The organism is Sinorhizobium prairiense, from assembly GCF_029201645.2.
In the GTDB taxonomy this organism is placed as follows: Bacteria; Pseudomonadota; Alphaproteobacteria; order Rhizobiales; family Rhizobiaceae; genus Sinorhizobium; species Sinorhizobium meliloti_A.
In genome coordinates this window covers 624092-646633 of the sequence record NZ_CP104131.1, presented here as the reverse complement: position 1 = coordinate 646633, position 22542 = coordinate 624092, and the positions used below count along the sequence as shown (strand labels likewise).

Annotated in this window: 25 protein-coding genes; 15 read left to right on the top strand and 10 right to left on the bottom strand. The window is 62.9% G+C overall.

The features are described from left to right. Window positions 1-14: 14 nt before the first annotated feature. From N0Q91_RS05770 to N0Q91_RS05755, 4 genes are all read left to right on the top strand, one after another. Window positions 15-1205, top strand: coding sequence for a PQQ-dependent sugar dehydrogenase (locus N0Q91_RS05770; protein ID WP_275597561.1), 1191 nt, complete (start codon window positions 15-17; stop codon window positions 1203-1205). Window positions 1206-1391: 186 nt separating this feature from the next. Continuing rightward, a complete protein-coding gene (locus N0Q91_RS05765; protein ID WP_275597560.1) occupies window positions 1392-2294 on the top strand; it encodes a DMT family transporter in 903 nt (300 codons plus the stop codon). 669 nt (window positions 2295-2963) lie between these two features. Then, on the top strand, window positions 2964-3179 hold the full coding sequence (locus N0Q91_RS05760; protein ID WP_003532915.1) for a cold-shock protein: 216 nt from the start codon (window positions 2964-2966) through the stop codon (window positions 3177-3179). 143 nt (window positions 3180-3322) lie between these two features. Then, window positions 3323-3748, top strand: a complete 426-nt coding sequence (locus tag N0Q91_RS05755; protein WP_100671817.1) for a BA14K family protein — start codon at window positions 3323-3325, stop codon at window positions 3746-3748. 68 nt (window positions 3749-3816) lie between these two features. Here N0Q91_RS05755 and N0Q91_RS05750 read toward each other — a convergent pair whose 3' ends face one another. Continuing rightward, window positions 3817-4458, bottom strand: coding sequence for an MBL fold metallo-hydrolase (locus tag N0Q91_RS05750; RefSeq protein ID WP_275597559.1), 642 nt, complete (start codon window positions 4456-4458; stop codon window positions 3817-3819). 109 nt (window positions 4459-4567) lie between these two features. Continuing rightward, the gene (locus tag N0Q91_RS05745; protein WP_275598157.1) at window positions 4568-4936 is read right to left on the bottom strand and encodes a hypothetical protein; all 369 of its coding nucleotides are present in this window, start codon (window positions 4934-4936) and stop codon (window positions 4568-4570) included. A gap of 4 nt (window positions 4937-4940) precedes the next feature. On the opposite strand from N0Q91_RS05745, the gene N0Q91_RS05740 reads away from it, so the two are divergent. The 5 genes from N0Q91_RS05740 (at window position 4941) to N0Q91_RS05720 (ending at window position 9157) form a co-directional block, all read left to right on the top strand. Continuing rightward, complete coding sequence (locus tag N0Q91_RS05740; protein WP_275597558.1) at window positions 4941-5570, top strand: DUF1236 domain-containing protein; 630 nt, start codon at window positions 4941-4943, stop codon at window positions 5568-5570. 324 nt (window positions 5571-5894) lie between these two features. Beyond that, a complete protein-coding gene (locus N0Q91_RS05735; RefSeq protein WP_100671820.1) occupies window positions 5895-6161 on the top strand; it encodes a hypothetical protein in 267 nt (88 codons plus the stop codon). A 184-nt stretch (window positions 6162-6345) separates the two neighbouring features. Continuing rightward, window positions 6346-6822: a MarR family winged helix-turn-helix transcriptional regulator gene (locus N0Q91_RS05730; RefSeq protein WP_026168663.1), complete on the top strand. Its 477-nt coding sequence runs from the start codon at window positions 6346-6348 to the stop codon at window positions 6820-6822. A gap of 217 nt (window positions 6823-7039) precedes the next feature. Beyond that, window positions 7040-7741: a response regulator gene (locus N0Q91_RS05725; protein ID WP_013844742.1), complete on the top strand. Its 702-nt coding sequence runs from the start codon at window positions 7040-7042 to the stop codon at window positions 7739-7741. 33 nt (window positions 7742-7774) lie between these two features. After that, window positions 7775-9157 carry an ATP-binding protein gene (locus tag N0Q91_RS05720; protein WP_100671822.1) on the top strand — a complete coding sequence of 461 codons (1383 nt, stop codon included), beginning with the start codon at window positions 7775-7777 and terminating at the stop codon, window positions 9155-9157. A gap of 12 nt (window positions 9158-9169) precedes the next feature. Here the strand turns inward: N0Q91_RS05720 and N0Q91_RS05715 are convergent, their stop codons facing one another. The 4 genes from N0Q91_RS05715 to N0Q91_RS05700 all read right to left on the bottom strand — a co-directional run bounded on the left by N0Q91_RS05715 (window position 9170) and on the right by N0Q91_RS05700 (window position 11703). Beyond that, window positions 9170-9511, bottom strand: coding sequence for a tRNA-binding protein (locus N0Q91_RS05715; protein ID WP_018095636.1), 342 nt, complete (start codon window positions 9509-9511; stop codon window positions 9170-9172). A gap of 108 nt (window positions 9512-9619) precedes the next feature. Continuing rightward, entirely contained in the window at window positions 9620-10438 is an 819-nt protein-coding gene (proC, locus tag N0Q91_RS05710) for a pyrroline-5-carboxylate reductase (protein WP_275597557.1), read from the bottom strand. Between the two features lies 1 nt (window position 10439). Further along, window positions 10440-10940: a type III secretion system chaperone family protein gene (locus N0Q91_RS05705; RefSeq protein WP_018095638.1), complete on the bottom strand. Its 501-nt coding sequence runs from the start codon at window positions 10938-10940 to the stop codon at window positions 10440-10442. A 475-nt stretch (window positions 10941-11415) separates the two neighbouring features. Then, entirely contained in the window at window positions 11416-11703 is a 288-nt protein-coding gene (locus N0Q91_RS05700) for an accessory factor UbiK family protein (RefSeq protein WP_275597556.1), read from the bottom strand. A gap of 284 nt (window positions 11704-11987) precedes the next feature. Between N0Q91_RS05700 and lgt the strand changes: the two genes are divergently transcribed. From lgt to N0Q91_RS05670, 6 genes are all read left to right on the top strand, one after another. Continuing rightward, window positions 11988-12830 (top strand): prolipoprotein diacylglyceryl transferase, encoded by an 843-nt coding sequence (lgt, locus tag N0Q91_RS05695; protein ID WP_275597555.1) that lies wholly within the window; start codon window positions 11988-11990, stop codon window positions 12828-12830. Window positions 12831-12841: 11 nt separating this feature from the next. After that, entirely contained in the window at window positions 12842-13945 is a 1104-nt protein-coding gene (locus N0Q91_RS05690) for a class I SAM-dependent methyltransferase (protein ID WP_275597554.1), read from the top strand. Window positions 13946-14107: 162 nt separating this feature from the next. Then, window positions 14108-14902, top strand: coding sequence for a peptidoglycan editing factor PgeF (pgeF, locus tag N0Q91_RS05685; RefSeq protein WP_275597553.1), 795 nt, complete (start codon window positions 14108-14110; stop codon window positions 14900-14902). 1 nt (window position 14903) lies between these two features. Beyond that, window positions 14904-16055, top strand: coding sequence for a M24 family metallopeptidase (locus tag N0Q91_RS05680; RefSeq protein WP_018095643.1), 1152 nt, complete (start codon window positions 14904-14906; stop codon window positions 16053-16055). A gap of 249 nt (window positions 16056-16304) precedes the next feature. Then, entirely contained in the window at window positions 16305-17186 is an 882-nt protein-coding gene (locus tag N0Q91_RS05675; RefSeq protein ID WP_275597552.1) for a hypothetical protein, read from the top strand. 282 nt (window positions 17187-17468) lie between these two features. Then, entirely contained in the window at window positions 17469-18401 is a 933-nt protein-coding gene (locus N0Q91_RS05670; protein WP_018095645.1) for a ribose-phosphate pyrophosphokinase, read from the top strand. Between the two features lie 40 nt (window positions 18402-18441). Here the strand turns inward: N0Q91_RS05670 and N0Q91_RS05665 are convergent, their stop codons facing one another. From N0Q91_RS05665 to N0Q91_RS05650, 4 genes are all read right to left on the bottom strand, one after another. Next, window positions 18442-19272, bottom strand: coding sequence for an isocitrate lyase/PEP mutase family protein (locus tag N0Q91_RS05665; RefSeq protein ID WP_275597551.1), 831 nt, complete (start codon window positions 19270-19272; stop codon window positions 18442-18444). A 71-nt stretch (window positions 19273-19343) separates the two neighbouring features. Then, a complete protein-coding gene (locus N0Q91_RS05660) occupies window positions 19344-19721 on the bottom strand; it encodes a DUF779 domain-containing protein (protein ID WP_003532871.1) in 378 nt (125 codons plus the stop codon). A 91-nt stretch (window positions 19722-19812) separates the two neighbouring features. Then, the gene (gene adh / locus N0Q91_RS05655; protein ID WP_275597550.1) at window positions 19813-21321 is read right to left on the bottom strand and encodes an aldehyde dehydrogenase; all 1509 of its coding nucleotides are present in this window, start codon (window positions 21319-21321) and stop codon (window positions 19813-19815) included. A 137-nt stretch (window positions 21322-21458) separates the two neighbouring features. Then, a complete protein-coding gene (locus tag N0Q91_RS05650) occupies window positions 21459-22415 on the bottom strand; it encodes a helix-turn-helix domain-containing protein (protein WP_275597549.1) in 957 nt (318 codons plus the stop codon). Window positions 22416-22542: the final 127 nt, after the last annotated feature.

Genomic DNA, 22542 nt, shown 5'->3' with positions numbered 1-22542 from the left:
ACCGGAGGAATGCAATGCGGCACTCGCGCTGGAATACTGGCGGCTCAAGGGACATCGGAACAGTGTTTACATTCTCGACGGCGGCTGCAGTCTCGCTCTTTCTGGCCTTCGCCTCTTCCCCTGCCGCTGCGCAGGAGAGGCGCGAATTTTCCACGCAGACAGGAACCGTTCTCGTCGAGACGCTTGCCTCGGGGCTGGAGCATCCCTGGGCGGTCGAAGCCATGCCCGACGGGGCGCTGATCGTCACCGAACGACCCGGCCGGCTGCGCATCCTGCGCGACGGCAAGCTGTCGGCTGCGATCAAGGGGGTGCCGAAAGCGGCCGCTCACGGCCAGGGCGGTCTTCTGGACGTCGCCCTCGATCGGCAATTTGCGACCAACAGGACACTCTATCTCACTCTTTCCGTCCGTGGTGATGGTGGCTACGGCACCGTTCTCGTGCGGGCGGCTCTTTCGCAGGACGAGCAGAGCCTGAGGGATATGAAGGAGATCTTCCGGATGAACAGGTTCACCCGGAAGGGGCAGCACTTCGGCTCGCGCATCGCCATCGACAAGGACGGCAGCCTGTTCTTCGGCATCGGCGATCGCGGCGAAGGCGAGCGCGCCCAGGACCCGCGCGACCATGCCGGTTCGATCCTCCACATCAACGCCGACGGCAGCATTCCCGCCTCCAATCCCTATCGCGGCGGCACCGGCGGCCTGGCCGAGATCTGGTCCATAGGGCACCGCAACCCCCAGGGTATCGCCTTCGATCCCGAAGACGGCAAGCTTTTGACCGTCGAGCACGGCGCGCGCGGCGGCGACGAGGTGAACAACCCGCAGCCCGGCAGAAACTACGGCTGGCCGGTGATCACCTTCGGCAAGGATTATTCCGGAGTGGAGATCGGTGAGGGCACCGCGAAGGAAGGTCTTGAGCAGCCGCTCTTCTATTGGGACCCATCGATCGCGCCCGGCGCGATCGCCGTTTATCGCGGCCAAATGTTTCCGGAGTGGAACGGCGACCTTTTGATCGCGGCACTGAAGTACCAGTTGCTTGCCCGCCTGGACCGCGACGAGACCGGCGCCGTGACCAACGAGGAACGGCTGTTCGACGGCGAATTCGGCCGCATCCGCGACGTCATCGTCGCTTCCGACGGGGCACTGATCATGGTCACCGACGAGGAGGACGGCGCAGTGCTCAGGGTCTCCAAAGCTCCGACGCAATGAGTCCGCTACGGAACGGCTGCCCAGCCTGACGGCGACACGGAGCGGCTTGCCCGAAAAAAACGCAACTGATAGAGCGAGGTCGCAATCACCTGAGCAGCATGGCTTCGGAGTGATTCTCGAAAGTCGCGGAATATGGCGCGAAGATCGCGCGCCTCCCGTGAGCAGGACCACGACCCGGAGCCAGCGGTGACTCGCATTCAAGCCAATCTCTTCCTCCTGTTCTCCGGTGCAATCTGGGGTGCGGGCTTCGTAGCGCAGTCGACGGCGATGGACGCGATCGGACCGCTCTGGTTCATCGGCCTGCGCTTTGCGATCGCGACACTCGTGGCACTGCCCCTGGCGCTCCTTGAAAACAGGCAGGCCGCTGCGCCCTTGCCGCGCAACGCCATGCGCAACTTCGTCTTCGTCGGACTGGCGCTTTTCGGCGGAGCCGTCACGCAACAATACGGCCTCCTCACCACCACCGTCACCAATTCCGGCTTCCTGACCGGGCTCTACGTGGTATTCGTCCCGGTACTGACTGTCGTCTTCCTGCGCCGCCGGCCGCACTGGGTCATCTGGCCGGCCGCCCTGCTCGCGGCTTTCGGCATCTTTCTCCTGAGTGGCGGCGCGCTTTCGGCGCTGACCGGCGGAGACATGCTGACGATCGTCTGTGCCCTGTTCTGGGCGGTTCAGCTGATGTTGGTCGGCTTATTCGCTCCGGCCACGGGCCGGCCGATGCTCCTGTCGATGACGCAGTTCGCCGTCTGTGCCGTTGCAGGCTGCGCACTGGCCGGGCTGCTCGAGCCGCTGAGCCTTGACGCGATCAGCGGCGCCCTCCCGCAGATCCTCTACGCCGGGATCTTCTCGAGCGGCATCGCGTTCATCTGCCAAGTCGTCGGCCAACGCTATACGACGGCGCCGCAGGCTGCCATCTTCCTCTCGAGCGAAGCGCTCTTCGCCGCCCTGTTCGGGGTGCTGCTGCTCGGAGAGACCATCACTCCGGTCGGCTACGTCGGCTGCGCCGTCATCTTCCTGGCCATGCTTGCGGTCGAGCTCGTGCCGGAACTGACGAAGAAACGCGGCGAGGCCGCCGAAGCTGCTGTCTGAACAGCGGTTTCTGCTGGCCGTTCCGTGCAATTTCTCCGCGCGGTTCGCATCGGGGTTAATACTACTAATACTCTCGGAAACCCCTCAATTTTGCTTGGAACTGTGAATTGCGCTTGAGTCGGCAATATATCCTGCAGTTTTTCTGTAGGCCTGCAGGCCATGGCCCCTCGCACCCGTGCGCTGCGTGAACGACGAGCGATATCAGGCGCTTGGACCGAGAAACCAGGCTGCACAAAGTTGCGGCATACCCATGAGCGACGCAATTTGGCGCAAATGATCCAGCCGCATCCCGATCCTTGGTTGAAAAGCTTTGAATTCAACAGCTTGCGATGCTTTTTGAACAGGCGAGTCAAAACGACCAACTGACCTCTTTTTGAGCAATGAGAAGACGCAATACCTCGTCAGAAAAGTTTTGCTTGCCAATTCAAAATAAACCCATCACTCTTACTGTGTTCGGGCAATCTGCGAACACGGGAAGATCTTGAATAAAAGCGGGCCGGAGACGCAACCCACTCCGGGCGGCCAACGGGGGGAGGCTGTTATTCCTTCCTGCGGCTGGTCGCGATAACCAGGACCCTTTCCTCAATTGTCGAGAACTGCCCCCACGCCCATACCGGGCAAAACTGCAATGCTGCCCGCAACGCGGGTGGAGAGAAAAGGACCTGACGCATGGCCGAGACTGGCACTGTAAAATTCTTCAACACAGACAAGGGCTTTGGCTTCATCAAGCCTGAGAACGGTGGCGCGGACATCTTCGTGCATATTTCTGCCGTGCAGGCCTCGGGCCTCAGCGGCCTCACGGAAAACCAGAAGGTATCCTTCGACACCGAGCCGGATCGCCGCGGCAAGGGACCGAAGGCGGTCAACCTGCAGATCGTCGGCTAACGCTGTTCTCTGCTGAAAGTTAAGTTCGAGCCCGGCAGTTTTGCCGGGTTTTTTCGTTCAGGCTCCGTTCAGTTTGGCTTATATAGACTTTGTTCATCATGAAATCCGGAAACCATCCGGTCGCATGCATAGGATTGAAGCCCATGAACAAATTCATCAAAGCAGCCGTCCTGTCGGTCGCCGCGGCCGCCATCGTTATCCCGACCTTCGGCACCGCCCAGGCAGGGCACCGCCATCGCAATAACGACGATGCATGGGTAGCGGGCGCCGTCGGCTTGGCCGCAGGCGCGCTCATCGGCAGCGCGATCGCTTCGCCGCCGCCGCCGCGCTATTATGGCGAGCGGGTCTATATCGATCCGGAGCCCGACTATTACGAGCCCCGCCCCGTCTATCGTCCGCGCCCGGTTTATCGGCCCGTCTATCGTCCTGTGGCGGTCGAGACCTACGGCCTCGAGCCCTGGACACCGGCTTGGTATCGCTATTGCTCGCAGCGCTATCGCTCGTTCGATCCGGACACCGGAACCTTCGTCGGCTATGACGGCCGCAGCCATTTCTGCAACGCCGGCTGAAAACGCGTATGAACCGAAAGGGCGCATGACTGGAAAAGTCATGCGCCCTTTTCTATTCGCACCGCTCGTCAAAGACCGCGGAGAAACGGATTGCTGCGTCGCTCTTCACCGATCTGCCCGCCCGGTCCGTGGCCGCAGATGAAGCCCACATTGTCCCCGAGCGGCAGTATCTTGTCCCGGATCGAATCCAGAAGCTGCTGATGATTGCCGCCCGGCAGGTCGGTGCGGCCGATGGAGCCGTGAAAAAGCACGTCGCCGACATGGGCGAAGTTTTGTGCCCGGTTGAAATAGACCACATGACCGGGCGCGTGGCCGGGGCAATGCAAGACCTCGAAGACGTGGTTGCCGAAGGAGACGGTATCGCCCTCTTCAAGCCAGCGGTCTGGTACGACGTTCTGAACCTTCATCGCGAGGCCGAAGCGCTCCGCCTGATCCTCCAGCCGTTCGAGCAGCGGAAGGTCGTCCTTGTGGGGTCCGACAATGTCGAGCCCCAGTGCTTCTTTCAATTCCTTGGCGCCGCCGGCGTGATCGATGTGACCATGTGTGAGCCAGATAGCCTTCAACGCGATGCCGTTCTCGCGGATCGTCTGCAGGATGATGTCGACGTCGCCGCCGGGATCGACGACCACGCCTTCCTTGGTCTCGCTATCGAACAGGACCGTACAGTTCTGCTCGAAATGCGTTACCGGGATAATGCCTGCCTGTAACATCGGACCATGCCTCGCTCTTGCTCGTGAGGTAGCCTGGAAGTGAGAAGCCCTTCCCGATCCAGGCCGTTTTCCCAGCTATAGCGATAAGCGAGCGGTATGACAGCGCAAATCAGCGCAGGGCCACGATTTCCGAAGCCGGCGGCGAATAGTGCACCGTCGCGAGCAACAGCACCGAAACCACGAGCTTGGCTGTCACGACGACCACCACCAGCGGACGCAACCGTTTGGCGGCAAGCTTGGCATCGTCCGAAATCTCACCTTGCATCTCGTCACTCCCGGCTTGGAGCCATCCTGTGTCGGATAGAAATCGATAATTCAGCCGCGCCTTGCCGGCCAACAATAGAGCGAAGACTTCGTCGGCTTCCTTCAGTCCGGGCAACGCTTGGCGACGGCAATATGTTTCATCCCTGCATTTCGTGATGTGACGGGGGAACATCCCTGCAGCGCGGCGCGTTCTGGCCTGCAAATGAAGGAACAAGATGATGAAGACCCTCTCTCCAACTCTGTTCAAAGCGGCCCCGCTCAGAGCGGCTTTGGCAGCCGGCGCGATGCTCGCCGCCATTCCCGCAGCCCATGCCGAAATGAGCGCAACGACGCTGACGGACCTCAATGTGCGTGCGGGACCCGGCCCGCAATATCCTGCGGTCGGTGTCGCCACGCGCGGCAGTGCTGCCGTGCTCGACGGCTGCATGGAGGGAAGCAACTGGTGCCGCATCGACGTCAACGGCTTGCGCGGCTGGGCTTACGCCCGTTACCTGGCCACGGACATGGGCGGTACGACAGCCGTTATCCAGGAACGCCGCACGGAGCTCTCGGTCCCGACGGTCGCCTATGAGGGCGAGACCGTGGTGGCGCCGTCCGAACCGCTCGAACTGGTGGGTCCGGTCGAGCAGGTCGAAGCGGTGACTCCGCCTCCTACGGTCCGCACCTATATCACCGAGAACCCGGTCGACACCGTCTATGTAGATGGAGAGGCCGTCGTCGGTGCCACGCTGCCGAACACGGTGGCCGTCCAGCCAATTCCCGACTACGAGTATCAGTACGTGACCATTAATGGCCAGCCCGTCCTTGTCGATCCGGGGACAAGAAGGGTTGTCTACGTCTATCGCTAATCGTCAGGCGAAAAGCGGGAAAGCACAGTGGCGCAGCGTCAATTTAAGAACGCTGCGTCATGGCGAATCACCCGTCGGAAGCGCGCCGGCAGGAGAGAGCACGAGCGATGCCGCTTCGAGGATCCTCGTGCGCTCGCGCGCGCCCGAAATAAATTCCCGAAACAACTCAAGCGACTATCCCACAGGCCCGCTTCCGGATCGCCGCCTGTGGCCAACACCAGTGGTGGCAAAATTGACAATTCTCCCCGTCGCCTTCAACCTTCCCGTGCCGGATTGTCCGGTATGTCGCGGCTCTGGATGAGGGGTCGCAGGACGGAGGGATCGATGGAAGCATTAGTGCCTATCATTACCCAGTTGATTGCGGGGGCAGCTGGCGGAAACGCCGCCAGCGCCATGCTGAAGCAGCAGGCATTCGGAGTCGTGGCACGCACGATCGTCGGTGCCATCGGCGGCCTCGGCGGCGGGTTCCTGATCCAGATGCTTGGCGGAGAGGCCGCCGCGACCGGTCTGGCCATGCAGGCAATCGGCGCTCTCGTCGGCGGCGGCGTTCTCAACGGCATTGTCGGGCAGTTCGTCGGCAAGCAGGCGTGAGTCTTCAGGCGACATCCATCGTAATGCAAAAGGCGGCTGCGGCCGCCTTTTCTGCGTGTCGCCGAGGCGCCATGTGCGTGTCTTCGCCCTGAATGAATGCGACTCGATGGAAATATGTCAACCAAACTGACATATATTGCGGTATGTTTCGCTAACGGCATTTCGATTGAAAGGATATGACCGCGTGGTCGGCCAGATCAGGAACAAGAGCGTAAGCGACAGCGCTGGCGAAGATGTGGACACGATAGATTTCGAGATCATCGAGTTGCTTTTCTTTGCCTATCGCGACTTCACCGGCGACCCGGACGCCATTCTCGAGAAGAGCGGATTCGGCCGCGCGCATCATCGCGTCGTGCATTTCGTGAACCGCGAACCCGGCATGACGGTCGCGGACCTTCTCGAAACGCTGAAGATCACCAAGCAGAGCCTTGCCCGTGTCCTCAAGCAGTTGATCGATTCCGGCTATATCCGGCAGGTAACCGGTCCCGAAGACCGGCGGCAGCGCATGCTCTACACGACGCCGGAAGGCCAGGCCCTGGCGCGGGCGCTTGCCGAACCACAGTCCCGCCGCATAGCGGATGCATTGGCAAGGGCCGGACCGGGTGCGCGGGAAACCGTGAAGCGGTTTCTCGCCAACATGATGAACGACGTTGCGGGCTGATTCACTGTGCGGCGCTGCAGGGAAGCCGCCCGAGAGTCACACAACGATTCAAAATGTTACGCGACCTGTGCGCGTCTGATTGGACGTCGGCTCGTCGTTCGTGGCAGAACGGGTAGCCCCTTGAATGAGAATGGGAGACCGCGGCGCCTGTGCTGCACGGTCTCCGGCATTTTTGGCGCAGCCTTTCCGGCTTGACCGGCAATGAGGGTACCGAAAGATGATAGCAAAGGCGACAGTCTCCGACGATGCGGCGCATCTTCTGGTCGTCGACGATGACCGGCGCATCCGCGACCTGCTCAACCGCTATCTGGTCGAACAGGGATTTCGCGTAACGACGGCAGCCGATGCCGACGAGGCCCGGCGAAAGCTGATAGGAATCGATTTTGATCTTCTGGTCGTCGACGTGATGATGCCGGGGGAAAGCGGTATCGCTCTGACGCAAAGTCTCAGGCAGATCAAGTCGGTGCCGATCATCATGCTGACGGCCCTGGCGGAGGCGAATTCGCGTATCGAAGGGCTGGAGGCGGGCGCCGACGATTACCTGCCGAAGCCTTTCGAGCCGCGCGAACTCGTGCTCCGCATCAACAATATTCTGCGCCGCAACCAGCCGACACAGACACATAAGGTCGATCAGGTTATCTTCGGGCCCTACACCTTCTCGGTCGTGCGCAAGGAATTGCGCCGCGGAGCCGACCATATCCGCCTCACCGACCGTGAGCAGGAGATCATGACGCTGTTTTCGCAGCGCGCCGGCGAAACCATTCCGCGCCACGAGCTGATCGGCGACGACGCCGAGGTCGGCGAGCGGACGATAGACGTGCAGATAAACCGGCTAAGGCGTAAAATCGAGGACGATCCTTCCAACCCCGTCTGGCTGCAGACCGTTCGCGGCATCGGTTACCGGCTGAGCGTTGACTGACGATGGGCAGAAACGAGAGCCGGATCAAGGGCCATGGCAAGCTTTGACGGTTTGAAGCGCGAAGGAACGACACCCGCGGACGGCGGCTGGAAGCGCGTGGTCCGCTGGCTGCGGCGCCGGCTGCCGATGGGTCTTTACGCGCGCTCGCTTCTGATCGTCGTCATCCCGATGGTGCTGCTGCAGTCCGTGGTCGCCTTCGTGTTCATGGAGCGGCACTGGCAACTCGTCACCCAGCGCCTCTCCTCGGCGGTGACCAACGACATCGCCGCCATCGTCGACCTGATCACGACCTTCCCGCGGGAGGGCGATATCGACCAGATCGTCCGCATCGCCCGCGATCAGCTCGACCTCAACATAACCGTCGAGCCCGGCGGAGAGCTGCCGCCGCCACGCCCCAAGCCCTTCTTCGAAATCCTCGACCAGATCCTCAGCGAGGAGATTTCGGACCAGATCCGGCGTCCCTTCTGGATCGATACGGTCGGCAATTCGAAGATCGTGGAAATTCGTATCAAGCTCGAAGACGACCGCATTCTCAGGGTCTATGCCCGCCGCAACCAGGCCTATGCATCGAACACACACATCTTCCTCGTATGGATGGTCGGTGCGTCTCTCGTCTTGCTGACGATCGCGATTCTCTTCCTGCGCGGGCAGATCAGGCCGATCCTGGCGCTCGCAAGCGCAGCGGAGAGCTTCGGCAAGGGACAGAAGATCGACGATTTCGCACCGCGGGGTGCCAATGAAATTCGGCGGGCTGGTCTCGCCTTCATCCTGATGCGCGAGCGGATCGAGCGCCAGATCGAACAGCGCACCGCGATGCTGACCGGTGTCAGCCACGACTTGAGGACGATCCTGACCCGGTTCAAGCTGCAGCTGGCACTTGTGGGCAACAATCCGGACCTCGAAAGCCTCAACCAGGACGTGGAGGACATGCAGAACATGCTGGAAGGCTACCTCGCCTTCGCCCGAGGAGACGCGGAAGAGGATGTCGGCCAGCTGAAACTCAGCGATCTGATGGCGCGGCTTTCGGCGGAGGCGGAGTTGTACGGCAAGACGCTGACGACCGAGATCCAGGGCGAGAACGAGATTCACGTGAGGCCGAACGCCTTCACGCGGCTCATCTCCAATCTCGCATCCAACGCCTATCGCTATGCGAACACCGTGCATATCGAGGCCCGCCAGAGCGCGAAATGGCTGACCATCACAGTCGATGACGACGGCCCGGGCATTCCCGAGCGGTCACGCGAAGACGTGTTCAAACCGTTCTTCCGCCTGGACGAAGCCCGCAATCTCGACAGTTCCGGCACCGGCCTCGGCCTTGCCGTTGCCCGCGACATCGCCCGCAGCCATGGCGGCAATGTCACGCTCGCAGACAGCCCCCTCGGCGGCCTGCGCGCGACGGTGCGTGTCCCGACGTAAATACGGGGACGATCACATCAGCTTCTTGCCGTTCGGCACCGGCTTGTCGGTGGATGCGAGCACGATCGCACCGGCCTCGTCTTCGAAGCCGAGCGTGAGCACCTCGGAACGGACGGGGCCGATCTGGCGCGGCGGAAAATTGACGACACCCAGAACCTGCCTGCCGACGAGTTCCTCGGGCTTGTAGTGCGCCGTGATTTGCGCGGAGGATTTCCTGATGCCGATGTCAGGGCCGAAATCGATCTTGAGCTTGATTGCCGGCTTGCGCGCCTCGGGAAAGGGTTCCGCTTCCACGATTGTACCGACACGTATGTCGACGCGTTCGAAATCGGCGTAGGAAATGATTTCGGTCATGAATGTTCCCCGGATCACGTCGATGGGTCGATTCGACGTACGACCGGAAACGTGAACGATTGCGACAACTTCAAAGTGAACTGCGAGACGCGCCGTTCTCGCCTGGAATTACCCGGCCAGTTCTTCCGCGCGCTTGCGCGCCGCCTCAATGGCCCGGTCGAAGAGCGGCTGCATGCCGTCATCCGCCATCAATACCGCCAGTGCAGCCGCCGTGGTACCGCCGGGCGAAGTGACGTTCTGGCGCAGGCGCGCTGCATCGTCGGGGGACTGATGGAGGAGTTCACCAGCCCCCGCGACGGTTTCCCGAGCAAGACGCATGGCTAGGTCCGCCTCGAGTCCGGCCTTGCGCCCGGCCTCCGCCATGCACTCGACGAGATAAAAGACATAGGCCGGGCCGCTGCCGGAGACGGCGGTCACGGCATCGATATCCGCTTCGCTCCCGACCCATTCGACGGGGCCGCTGACTTTCAGCAGATCATGCACAAGGGCGCGCTGAGCATCGCTGACGCGCGCATTCGCGAAGGCGCCGGTCACACCACGTCCGATCATGGCCGGCGTATTCGGCATGGCGCGCACCGTCGCCGCCTCACCCAGGTGCCGCTCGATGAAACCGAGCGTCTTGCCGGCGGCCACCGAAACGATCACGGTTCGCGGACCGACGAGCCCTTTCAGGGGTGGCAGCACTGTTTCCATTACCTGCGGCTTGACCGCGATGAAGATCGCGCCCGCCTCGGCGCCCGCCGGAGCGGAGGTCGCATGTTGCACACCGCTATCCGTGAGCAGCTTTGCCATCGCCGGTGACGGGCCCGGATCGATGACGAGAACGTCGTTGCCGCGCACTCCGCTCTTCAGCCAGCCCGCGAGCATGGCGCCGCCCATATTGCCGGCGCCGACGAGCACGATCGGACCCGAAACGGCAAAGCTCACTTCATGCCTCCCCAACGGTCTCGAACAATACCGCGTCGACCGCGCGCTGCGCGTCCATGCCCGACCAAACGACGAACTGGAACGCTTGGAAATAGGATTCGCAGGCGTCGAGCGCGTTCGACAGGAGCACCTCGACCTGCTGGTTCGTCGGTTCCGCTCCACCGGCGAGCAACAGAGATTGCCGGAAGATGATGACTTCTTCTTGGCGCCAAAGATCGAAATGACCCATCAGCACCTGGCCGTTGATATGGGACAGAAGTCGTATCACCTCGTTTGCGCGGCTGTCCGGCACCTTGATGTCGAAGGCACAGGCCAGATGCAGCGCCTCGAACTCCTCCATCCAGGAAAAGGAAACATGGTAGTCCGCCCACCTGCCTTCGACGGTCATGGCAATTTCGTCCTCGCCGGATCGCTCGAACGACCAGTCATTGTTCGCGGCAACGAACTCGATCATATCGACCGGGTTGGACTGGCGCTCGACTTCCATTTCCAAAAGGCTCATGCATCACCCTAAAGGCGCGGCTAAGGCGCGCAAAGTCACGCTCACAGGACGCAACACTGCAAACCCAATACCGGATACGAACACACTATGATTGCTGGACCTGCGACTATCCTGGCTTACTCACCCTGCCCGGAGCTTGCTTGGTCCGTGTCGAATCATCATTTAAAATCAGTGTATAACGGCAGAGTCAGCGTGCCAGCCCCTGAGCCTAAAAATTGCCGGGAAGAATTGCGCCCCGCGCTATGAATCTGATTCAGCGCGGCTGCTTAAACGACTCTGCGATAAAGGTTTTTTGCCAGTGTCCACAGGTGGAAAACTTTTCAGTTTTTGTTAACCGTGACGCTGACGAAGTGAAATGCGCCGGGCGACGGCGGGGTGGCCGATTGGCCCCGCGCCGCATTCGCATCCGTGAGAACCGGAAAGGCACACGGCTCGAGGGTAGACGGCGACCGAAGGCCAACCTGCGGCAGGTTTTTTACTTGCCCGTCGTGATGTCGCCGGCTGCCGGACCGGTCGCGGCCAAACGTGCTTCCAGCGCTTCGATACGAGTAAGGAGAGCGTCGTTTTCGTCCCGTGCCCGTGCGGCCATCTCCTTGACCGCCTCGAACTCCTCGCGCTTCACGACATCGAGCGAATTCAGCCAGTTTTCGGTTTGCGCCCGGAATGCCGCCTCGACCTCGCGCCGCACCCCTTGGGCCGCACCCGCCGCATCCGTCATCAGCCGAGCGAGATCATCGAGAATACGGTTGGCGCCTGTGCTCATCTTTCTGGTCTCCATTTCCATCCCGCCACATGCGGCGGAGCTCATGATTTCAGGTAGGGTCCCCGGCGTGAGGATGCAAGGAAAATGACGTCCGTGACGCCGCTCAACGTTCTCCAGGGTCCTTGAATTTGCGATGGGGCGATGGGGCAGTATAGCGTACTGCGGGCACCTTTCTACGTTCGAAGAGGCGGGGGCGTCGCTGCGCGGCGGCAGCGGGTGCTTGACCGCGCCGGATTCGCTCGTCATGTTCCGCCGAAATCATCGGTCCGGCACGAGAGAAGACCTTGGAAACAATCGCGACCCGCCTCGCCATCCTGCCCTTCCCCGAAATCGACCCCGTCATCTTCACGATAGGGCCGCTCGCCGTGCGCTGGTACGGGCTCGCCTATGTCGCGGGGATACTCCTCGGATGGCTCTACGCGCGCCGCATAATCCAGAACGCTTCGCTCTGGCGCAACGGCATCGCCCCCCTCAACCTGGCGCAGCTTGACGACTTCCTGCTCTGGGCGGCCGGCGGCATCGTACTTGGCGGGCGCATCGGCTACATCCTTTTCTACGATCTCGGCTCCATCCTCGAGAATCCCGTCCGCGCGATCCAGATCTGGAACGGCGGCATGTCCTTCCATGGCGGCCTTCTCGGCACCACGCTGGCGATGATCATCTTTGCGCGCAGGAACGCCATCCCCCTCTGGAGCCTGTTCGACGTCGTGGCAGCAGTGGTGCCGATCGGGCTCTTCTTCGGGCGCATCGCCAATTTCATCAATGGAGAACTCTGGGGCCGCCTGTCCTCGATGCCCTGGGCGGTCGTCTTCCCGACGGGAGGCCCCTTCGCCCGTCATCCCAGTCAGCTTTACGAGGCGGGCCTCGAGGGCATCGTGCTTCTGGTCGTACTCGCCTGGTTCGTCTATCGCCGCAGAGCCTTGAAAATACCCGGCCTTGTCACCGGCATCTTCGTCTGCGGCTATGCCGCGAGCCGCATTTTCGTGGAATTCTTCCGCGAACCGGACGCACAGATCGGCTATCTTGCGGGGGACTGGCTTACCATGGGCATGGTACTTTCACTGCCGATGCTACTGGTCGGAATCTGGGCCATTGCGCGGGCGCGCAGCGCGGCTGCCGCCGCTTGACTGGACAAGTCATGACGAATCCTCTCGCCGACAAGGTCAAGGCGCTGATCCGGACCAACGGACCGATCAGCGTGACCGACTATTTCTCCCTCTGCCTTGCCGATCCGCAGCATGGCTATTACCGCGTCCGCGAACCGTTCGGGCCGGCGGGAGATTTCACCACCGCGCCGGAGATCAGCCAGCTCTTCGGCGAGATGATCGGCATATTCCTCGTGCATGCATGGCAGCAGCACGGCACGCCTGAGGACGCGATTATCGCCGAGATCGGTCCGGGCCGCGGCACGATGATGTCCGACATGCTCCGCGTCATCCGGCGGCTGGCGCCGGCGCTGTACCGGACCGCAACCGTTCATCTCGTCGAAACCAGCGACCGGCTTCGCAAGCTGCAGGCCGAGACCTTGGCTGAACACGAAGGCAAGGTCCGCTGGCATGAGAGCTTCGACAGCCTTCCCTCCGGATTCCTGCTCCTGGCTGCGAACGAGCTTTTCGACGCAATTCCGATCCGTCAGTTCGTGCGGACCGCACTGGGCTTCCGTGAGCGCATGGTCGGCCTCGATGCGGAGGGCCGATTGACCTTTGCCGCAGGCATTGCCGGCATTGATCCCGCATTGCTGCCCTCTCCCGCGCCCACCGTCGCGGAAGGCACGGTCTTCGAAATCTCCCCCGCCCGCGACGCGGTGATGGCCGCGCTTTGCGAGCGCCTCCGGGCCGGCAGCGGCACGGCGATCATCATCGACTACGGCCATCTGGCGACCGGCTACGGCGACACGCTGCAGGCCGTCCGCAATCACGAATATGATCCGCCGCTTGCCAATCCCGGTCTCGCCGACCTGACCAGCCATGTCGATTTCGAGCAGTTGGCGAGCCGTGCGAAAGCGGAGGGTGTGCAGATCAACGGACTTGCCCGTCAGGGTGATTTCCTGGTCGGCCTCGGACTCCTGGAACGCGCTGCGGCACTCGGCCGGGACAAGGACGACACGACCCAGGAAAGCATCCGCGACGATGTCGAGCGGCTTGCGGGCTCCGGCGCGGGCAGGATGGGGGAGCTGTTCAAGGTGCTGGTGGTAAGCAGTCCGGAAGTCGCCTTGGCGCCCTTCCGGAAGAAGGCGTCTTAGCGCCGGCCGTGCACCGCCTCGGGTCTCTCGGCTCGGCAGGGCGATTGACAGTCCCCGCCTGCCGGGTCAACATCGCGCCGGCAAATCAGCTGCAAGTCGACGGGCCGCAACGCGCCCTCAATTCCAACGAAGCTTAGAAAATCACGAGGGCGAAAACACCGAATGCAGGATGATGCCTCGCTATCCCCTGTGCAGAGCCCGCTCTTCGCCGCAAAGGCAGGCCCGGCAATCGCACATGGTTATTTCACGCGCCAGGGAGGCGTTTCCGAGGGCATCTACCGCGGTTTGAATGTCGGTCTCGGCTCGAACGACGAGCGGGAACGGGTCGGCGAGAACCGAGCCCGGGTCGCCCGCTGGTTCGACGCGGAGCCACGACAACTTGCCACGGTGCACCAGGTCCATTCGCCGGACGCGATCATCGTCGACGCCGGTTACGACGGCGCGCGGCCGGATGCCGATGCGCTGGTAACGGCAACGCCCGGCATCGTCCTCGGCGTTCTCTCCGCCGACTGCGGTCCGGTCCTTTTCGCCGATCCGGAAGCAGGCGTCATCGGTGCCGCCCATGCCGGATGGAAGGGCGCGCTCGGCGGCGTGCTCGAAAGCACCGTCGAAGCGATGATCTCGCTCGGCGCCCGCCGCGAGCGCATCATCGCCTGTCTCGGACCGTCGATCAGCCGGAGCCACTACGAGGTCGGCCCCGAATTCGTAGCCCGCTTCGTCGCCACCGAGGCAAGCTATGCGTCGTTTTTCACGCCGTCGGGCCGCGACGGCCACGCCATGTTCGACCTTCCCGGATTGACGGTCCGGCGGCTGACCGAGGCCGGCGTGACGGCGGAACACCTCGGCATCTGCACCTATGCGGACGAAGACCGCTTCTTCTCCTATCGCCGCACGACGCACAGGCAGGAGCCTGATTACGGGCGGCAGATATCAGCGATTTCCATACGGGAGGTTTGAGATGGCGCTTCATTTCGCCGAAGAAGAATATGCGGCCCGCCTGGCGCGGCTCACGGCCAAGATGCAGGAAGAAAAGCTCGACGCGATACTGCTCTTCGCGCAGGAGAGCATGTACTGGCTGACCGGCTACGACACCTTCGGCTATTGCTTCTTCCAGTCGCTGGTGGTCAAGCGGGATGGTTCCATGGTCCTGCTCACCCGTTCGGCCGACCTGCGCCAGGCGCGTCATACGTCGAATATCGAGCGCATCGAAATATGGGTGGATCGAGTCAATGCCGATCCGGCCATGGACCTCAAGAACCTGCTCAGTGAACTCGATCTCCTCGGCCGCCGCATCGGCGTCGAATACGACACCCACGGCATGACGGGAAGAACGGCGCGCCTCGTCGACCACCAGCTCTCCACTTTCGGGGAACTGGTCGACGCGTCGCTGCTCGTCAGCCGCCTTCGTCTGATCAAGAGCCCGGCGGAGATCGCTTATGTCGAGAAGGCGGCGAGCCTTGCAGACGACGCGCTCGACGCGGCGCTGCCACTCATCCGCCCGGGCGGCAGCGAGGCGGATATCCTCGCGGCCATGCAGGGTGCCGTTTTCGCCGGCGGCGGCGACTATCCGGCCAATGAGTTCATCATCGGTTCCGGGGCCGACGCACTGCTCTGCCGCTACAAGGCCGGCCGGCGCAACCTCGACGCCAACGATCAGCTCACGCTCGAATGGGCCGGTGTCAGCGCCCATTACCATGCGGCGATGATGCGCACGGTCGTGATCGGCGAGCCCACCAACCGCCACCGCGAGCTTTACAGCGCCTGCAGGGAAACGATCCAGGCGATCGAAATGGTGCTTCGACCCGGCAATACCTTCGGGACCGTCTTCGACGTGCATGCAAAGATCATGGACGAGCGCGGCCTTGCCCGGCACCGTCTGAACGCCTGCGGCTATTCGCTCGGCGCACGCTTCTCGCCCTCCTGGATGGAACACCAGATGTTCCACATCGGCAATCCGCAGGAGATCGAGCCGGACATGTCCCTCTTCGTCCACATGATCATCATGGATTCGGACAGCGGCACCGCCATGACGCTCGGCCAGACCTATCTCACCACGGCCGACACCCCCCGCCCGCTCTCGCGCTACGGACTGGACTTCATATCTGCGTAAGGAAATCGCCCTATGATTTCCGTCGAAAGTGAAGAACGCGCCGGCGGCTGATCCTGCTGCAGCGACCTTTGCGCGTCCATAGGGCGCGCGGCGCTGCAGCCGGCGCCGGGATGTTCGAGGGCGGGATGAGGAAAAGTGCGTGCGGTTTTCCGCCCGCGTCCCGCTCTCGCTCTTTGGAAGCGATCACGGTCACGATTTTAGGTCGGCTCGACCTCGAATCATCGTGATCTAGCGGAGACGGTGGGAACGATGCGCAAGCAGATCAATCCGATCGCCAGCCTTGGCCTTGCCGCCGCCTTGGCCGGCTGCAACACGACCGACGCCCTGATCCCGCAGGTGGATGTGGGCGAAGGCACTTTCCGCTCCCCTCCGGTGACCCAGTCGGATCTCGACTCCATGTCGGCGCAGACCGCGGTGATGCCGGTGGAAAGCGTGCCGCCGGGCCGCTCCGCCGCCTTCGCGGCACAGCCGAACATTTCGAGCCCGCCTTCGCAGCACGCCGCCGACAATGTCGGCTATAGCGACTACACCGACCCGGCCGGCACGCTGGAAGGCCAGGCAAACCGTCTCGCCGGCGGTGAAGCACCGGTACAGACGATGCAGCCTCAGTCGGCGCCTGCCCGGATCGCCCGGCATCAGGCACCGCCCGTGGAAGACGCGACGCAAGACAATGGCGGCGAGGAGCAGCCCCCACCGGTCGAAACGACGCAGGCGCCCGCGCCGACGCAGCAAGCCGCCGCATCGCCTGCGGCAGCTGCGACCGGCTCGGGCGGAATCCGTTTTCTGCCGATCATCGGCGCACCGGTCCAGGCGGTCACGCCGCTCTCGAAGCAGCTCGGAGCCTCGGCGCGCAGTCAGGGCCTCGCGATCAAGAGCTCGACCGACAAAACCAGCGACCATATCCTCAAGGGATATTTTTCAGCGCTCAACGACGGCGGCAAGACGACGGTCGTCTATGTCTGGGACATACTCGACGGCAGCGGCAATCGCCTGCACCGCATCCAGGGACAAGACTCCGTTGCAAACACAGCGGCCGACCCCTGGAGCGCGGTCCCGGCAGAAACGATGGAGGCGATCGCCAGCCAGACGATCGACGCCTACATCGAATGGCGTCGGTCGACTGCGGGATAGCGTCTCCGCTCGGGCTCCGCTTGCCGCGCTTTCCGATTTTCGGCCAATCGGCCCGGAATCGCCGTCATCTTGGGCGGCTGGCGCAAAGTTTTTCGGATATTGAGCGTTGCGCCGCAGCAATCCCCTTGCATTCACCTTCAAGGACGCTAAAAAGCGGCCGATCAGCTCTGACAGCGGCCGTCCGCAGTGATTGCCCGCAATCGGAATGGCTCACGGAATCTGCGCGGAGAACCCACCCCCGGACGACCGGACGTGGCCGCGCCAGCTCAAGGCGGACCGTCAATGAAGGTTTTCGCAGGCAATTCGAACCGGCTGCTGGCCGAAGCGATCTGCAACTATCTCAACCTGCCGCTCGGCAAAGCCACAGTAAGGCGCTTCGCCGATCAGGAAATCTTCGTCGAGATCGGCGAGAACGTGCGCGGCGAGGACGTCTTCATCGTCCAGTCGACTTCCTTCCCGACCAACGATCATCTGATGGAACTCCTCATTATGATCGACGCGGTCCGGCGCTCCTCGGCTCGCCGCATCACCGCCGTCCTTCCCTATTTCGGCTATGCCCGGCAGGACCGAAAACCCGGTCCTCGCACGCCGATCTCCGCCAAGCTGGTCGCCAATCTCATTACCGAAGCCGGTGCGGACCGCGTTCTGACCCTCGACCTGCACGCCGGGCAGATCCAGGGCTTCTTCGATATCCCGACCGACAACCTCTACGCCGTTCCGATCCTCGCGCGAGACGTCAAGGAGAACTACAATCTCAAGAACGTCATGGTCGTTTCGCCGGATGTCGGCGGCGTCGTGCGTGCCCGGGCGCTCGCCAAGCGGCTGGACTGTCTGCTGGCGATCGTCGACAAGCGTCGCGACCGCCCCGGTGAATCGGAAGTCATGAACGTCATCGGCGAAGTCAACGGCAAGGACTGCCTCCTCATCGACGATATCGTCGATTCCGGCGGTACGCTCTGCAACGCCGCCGAGGCACTGCTGAAGAACGGCGCGACCAGCGTCACTGCCTATATCACCCACGGCGTCCTCTCCGGCGGCGCTGTCGCGCGCGTCACCTCCTCGATGCTGAAAGAACTGGTGATCACCGATTCGATCCAGCCGACGACGGCAGTGCAGTCCGCGCACAATATCCGTGTGATCTCGACCGCCGCGCTGCTCGGCGAGGCGATCAGCCGCACGAGCCAGGAAGAATCGGTATCGAGCCTGTTCGATTGACGTTTACGACGCCGCGCGTCTCATCAGACGCGGACGTCGTTCATCTCTTGACGTCCAGCATGTATGATGCCGCCTCGCGGGCCGGCATGGCACTTTTCGCATAGGTGAAAGTGCCGTGCTCCTTGACCTCTCGCGCCGCGCTCATGAGTGCGGCAAGGGCCGCCCGTGCAAAAGAGCCGCCGACACTGATGCGCTTCACGCCCGCCTCCTGCAGTTGTTCCACTGTGTAGACCTGCCCGGCGAGCCCCATGACCACATTGACCGGGCGCTTGACGGCGGAGCAGACCGTTCGGATCGCCTTGATGTCAGGCAGCCCCGGCGCATAGAGGACATCCGCACCGGCCTCCTCGAATGCGACGAGGCGCCGGATGGTATCGTCGAGGTCAGGCCGTCCGCACAGGAAGTTCTCGGCGCGCGCGGTGAGGACGAAGGGGTGCTTGCGGGCTTCCTCTGCGGCAGCGGCAACACGTTCCACGGCCAGGCCGAACTCGAAGACGGGATCGGCCGCATCACCGGTTGCGTCTTCGATCGAACCACCGACGAGCCCGACGCCTGCCGCAAGCGAAATCGTCTCGGCACAGCAAGGCGGATCCTTACCGAAGCCGTCCTCCAGATCCGCGGACACCGGCAATTCGGTCGCCTCGACGATATCGCGGGCATTCTGCAATATGACGTCGCGCGAGAGAGCCGCCGCCGAATCCCTCCGGCCGATGGAAAACGCAAGCCCCGCGCTCGTCGTCGCCAGCGCCTCGAAGCCGACCGCCGCGAGAATGCGCGCAGAACCTGCATCCCAGGGATTGGGGATTACGAAAGCGCCCTCGCGATCGTGCAATGCGCGGAATTTCAGGTGCTTGTCTTGCTGCTTGTCCATGCCCGCCATCCATCGCTTGAAGATAACCAGCGATAGCATGAAACGAAAACACGCGAACAAATTTCCCGTGGTCAACCGCGGGGCTGCACCAGGCAAACCTCGCCCCCACCAAACAGGCGCGAGCGGGTGAGGAACCGCTTCTCCCGGCCGTTATCCAGCGAAAACATGCCGCCCCTGCCGGGCACGACGTCGATGATCAGCTGCGTGTGCTTCCAGACCTCGTACTGACTCGAGCTGATATAGACGGGCACGCCGTCGATCTCGCCGAGCTTCACGTCGTTGTCGCCGACGATGTAATCGTCCGCCGGGTAGCACATGGGCGACGAGCCGTCGCAGCAGCCGCCCGACTGGTGAAAGAGTATATCCGGATGATCGCGCCGGATTTCGCGGATGAGGTCGATCGCCGCATCCGTCGCAAGCACGCGCGGCTCCGTTGCTCCGTCGCTCAATTTGCATCTCCTCATTCGCAGAAGCCGGAGGGCCCCCGATGAAGCATCGGGAGCCCGCCGCGAGGACCGGGCCGGCACGGGCCCGGCCGGCTCAGAAGAAGCCGAGCGCTTTCGGGCTGTAGCTTACCAGCATGTTCTTCGTCTGCTGGTAGTGATCGAGCATCATCTTGTGCGTCTCGCGCCCGATGCCGGATTGCTTGTAACCGCCGAAGGCGGCGTGCGCCGGATAGGCGTGGTAGCAATTGGTCCAGACACGGCCGGCCTCGATCGCGCGGCCGAAGCGGTAGCAGCGATTGGCATCGCGGCTCCACACGCCGGCGCCGAGCCCGTAGAGCGTGTCATTGGCGATTTCCAGCGCCTCGGCTTCCGTCTTGAAGGTCGTGACCGACACGACCGGCCCGAAAATCTCCTCCTGAAAGATGCGCATCCTGTTGTGGCCGTGGAATACGGTCGGCTTGACGTAGTAGCCGCCCGAGAGATCGCCTTCGAGCACATTGCGCCCGCCGCCGGTCAGCACCTCGGCGCCTTCCTCCTTGCCGATTTCGATATAGGCGAGGATTTTCTCGAGCTGTTCGCTCGAAGCCTGGGCACCGATCATCGTTGCTTCATCGAGCGGATTGCCCTGCCGGATCGCCTCGACCCTCTTTACCGCCCGCTCCATGAAGCGGTCGTAGATGCTCTCCTGGACAAGCGCGCGGCTCGGGCAGGTGCAGACCTCGCCCTGGTTCAGCGCGAACATGGCGAAGCCCTCGAGCGCCTTGTCGAAGAAGTCGTCGTCCTCGCTGGCGACGTCCGCGAAGAAGATGTTCGGCGACTTTCCGCCGAGCTCCAACGTGACCGGGATGAGGTTCTGGCTGGCATATTGCATGATAAGCCGCCCGGTCGTCGTCTCGCCGGTAAAAGCGATCTTGGCGATGCGCGGGCTGGTGGCGAGCGGCTTGCCCGCTTCGAGGCCGAAGCCGTTGACGATGTTGAGGACACCCGGCGGCAGGAGGTCGCCGATAAGTTCCGCCCAGACCAGGATCGACCCCGGCGTCTGCTCGGCCGGTTTGAGCACGACGCAGTTTCCGGCGGCAAGCGCCGGCGCAAGCTTCCAAGCGGCCATCAGGATCGGGAAGTTCCAAGGAATGATCTGGCCGACGACGCCGAGCGGCTCGTGGAAATGGTAGGCGACGGTGTCGTGGTCGATCTCGCCGATCGAACCCTCCTGCGCACGGATGCAGGCAGCGAAATAGCGAAAATGATCGATCGCCAACGGAATGTCGGCGGCCATCGTCTCGCGGATCGGCTTGCCATTGTCCCAGGTTTCGGCCCGTGCCAGAAGCTCCAGATTGTCCTCCATGCGGGCGGCGATCTTCATCAGTATGTTGGACCGCTCCGTCGCCGAACTCCGGCCCCATTTCTCCCTTGCGGCGTGCGCCGCGTCGAGAGCAAGCTCGATGTCGGCGGCGTCTGAACGCGCGACCTGGCAAAGCGTGCCGCCGGTGATCGGCGTCGTGTTGTCGAAATAGCGGCCCGCAACGGGTTCGCGCCATTCGCCGCCGATGAAGTTTCCGTAATTCTGCTTGTAGGGGTTCTCGACGATCTTCTGATGCAGCATGGACTTCCTCCCTTGGATGACAGCGGTGCGGTTGCTGTGGAAGGAGAGTGAGGCCCAACGCGCTTTTCCGGTAGGGCGGCGCCGCGGTTGATGGCACCGACTGTTTCAGAATTGCGACAGGTCGACGTCCATATCGATCAGTTGAGAGAAAGCCGCTTCATCTTGCGGTAGAGGGTCGCGCGGCTGATGCCGAGGAGATCGGCCGCCATCGACACATTACCCTTCGCCCGAGAGAGCGCGCGGCGCAGCGCCGCACGTTCGGCGTCCGGCAATTCGCCGCCCTCGCCAGGCAGGTCTTCCTGAAGCAGGTCGGAAGCCGGGACGCCGGCGGCGATACGCTCGTCGTCGAGTCCGAGCCACAGCCGGGCAGCCCGCGTCGCGCCGAGAACGAGATCGTCACGGTCGACCGCAAGCAGTGCAGGTCCCGTCCGATCGACCGGGACGAGAACGATGCGAGCGCCGACGAAAGCGCGGCGGAAAAGATTGGCCTCGATTCGCGCTGCGGCATCGCGCACCGCCTGCGAGAGGATCGAGAGCGTCACCTCGGATGCGTCGTCGCGGCAGGTGGAGATGTCTATCGCTGCGGCGAGCTTGCCGCTCTCGTCGCGGATCGGTGCCGTCGCGCAGCTCAGGCCGATATTGCGGCTGAGAAAGTGTTGGTCGCGCTGGATGAGGACCGGACGCTCGTCCGCGATCGCCGTACCGATGCCATTGGTCCCGACGCTCGCCTCGCTCCACACGGTTCCCGACCACAACCCGATACCGCGAAAGTCCGCATCGTCGCCGCCGGCGCCGCGTCGTTCCAGCGCAACGCCCTTTCCGTCGGTCAGCAGCAGGCAGCACCCGGCCTTTCCGACCGTGGCGAACAGCCGGTCGAGCTCGCCTTTCGCCTCCGCGATCAGGACGCCGGAGCTTTCGCGCGCCAGCCGGAACTCGCTCTCGGAAAGCCGCCAGGGTGAACGCGCCTCCTCGGGCGCCAGGCCGTGCAGCGTCATGCAGCGGCGCCACGATGCAGCGACCGGCGAAGTCACCGCAGCGGAAGATTGATGTGCGATGCGGTAGACCCGCTCGGAGTGGTCCCTGATCGAAGGCATTCGCTCCCTCCCTGGATCGCGGCGATCGGGCCTGCCGGCCCGTGGACGTGATCAACGCTTACAAGCAAGGCACACGGGCGAGACCCGCGCTCCCCTCCTCCGCTTGGACAGCGTTCTTCGGCGGAAC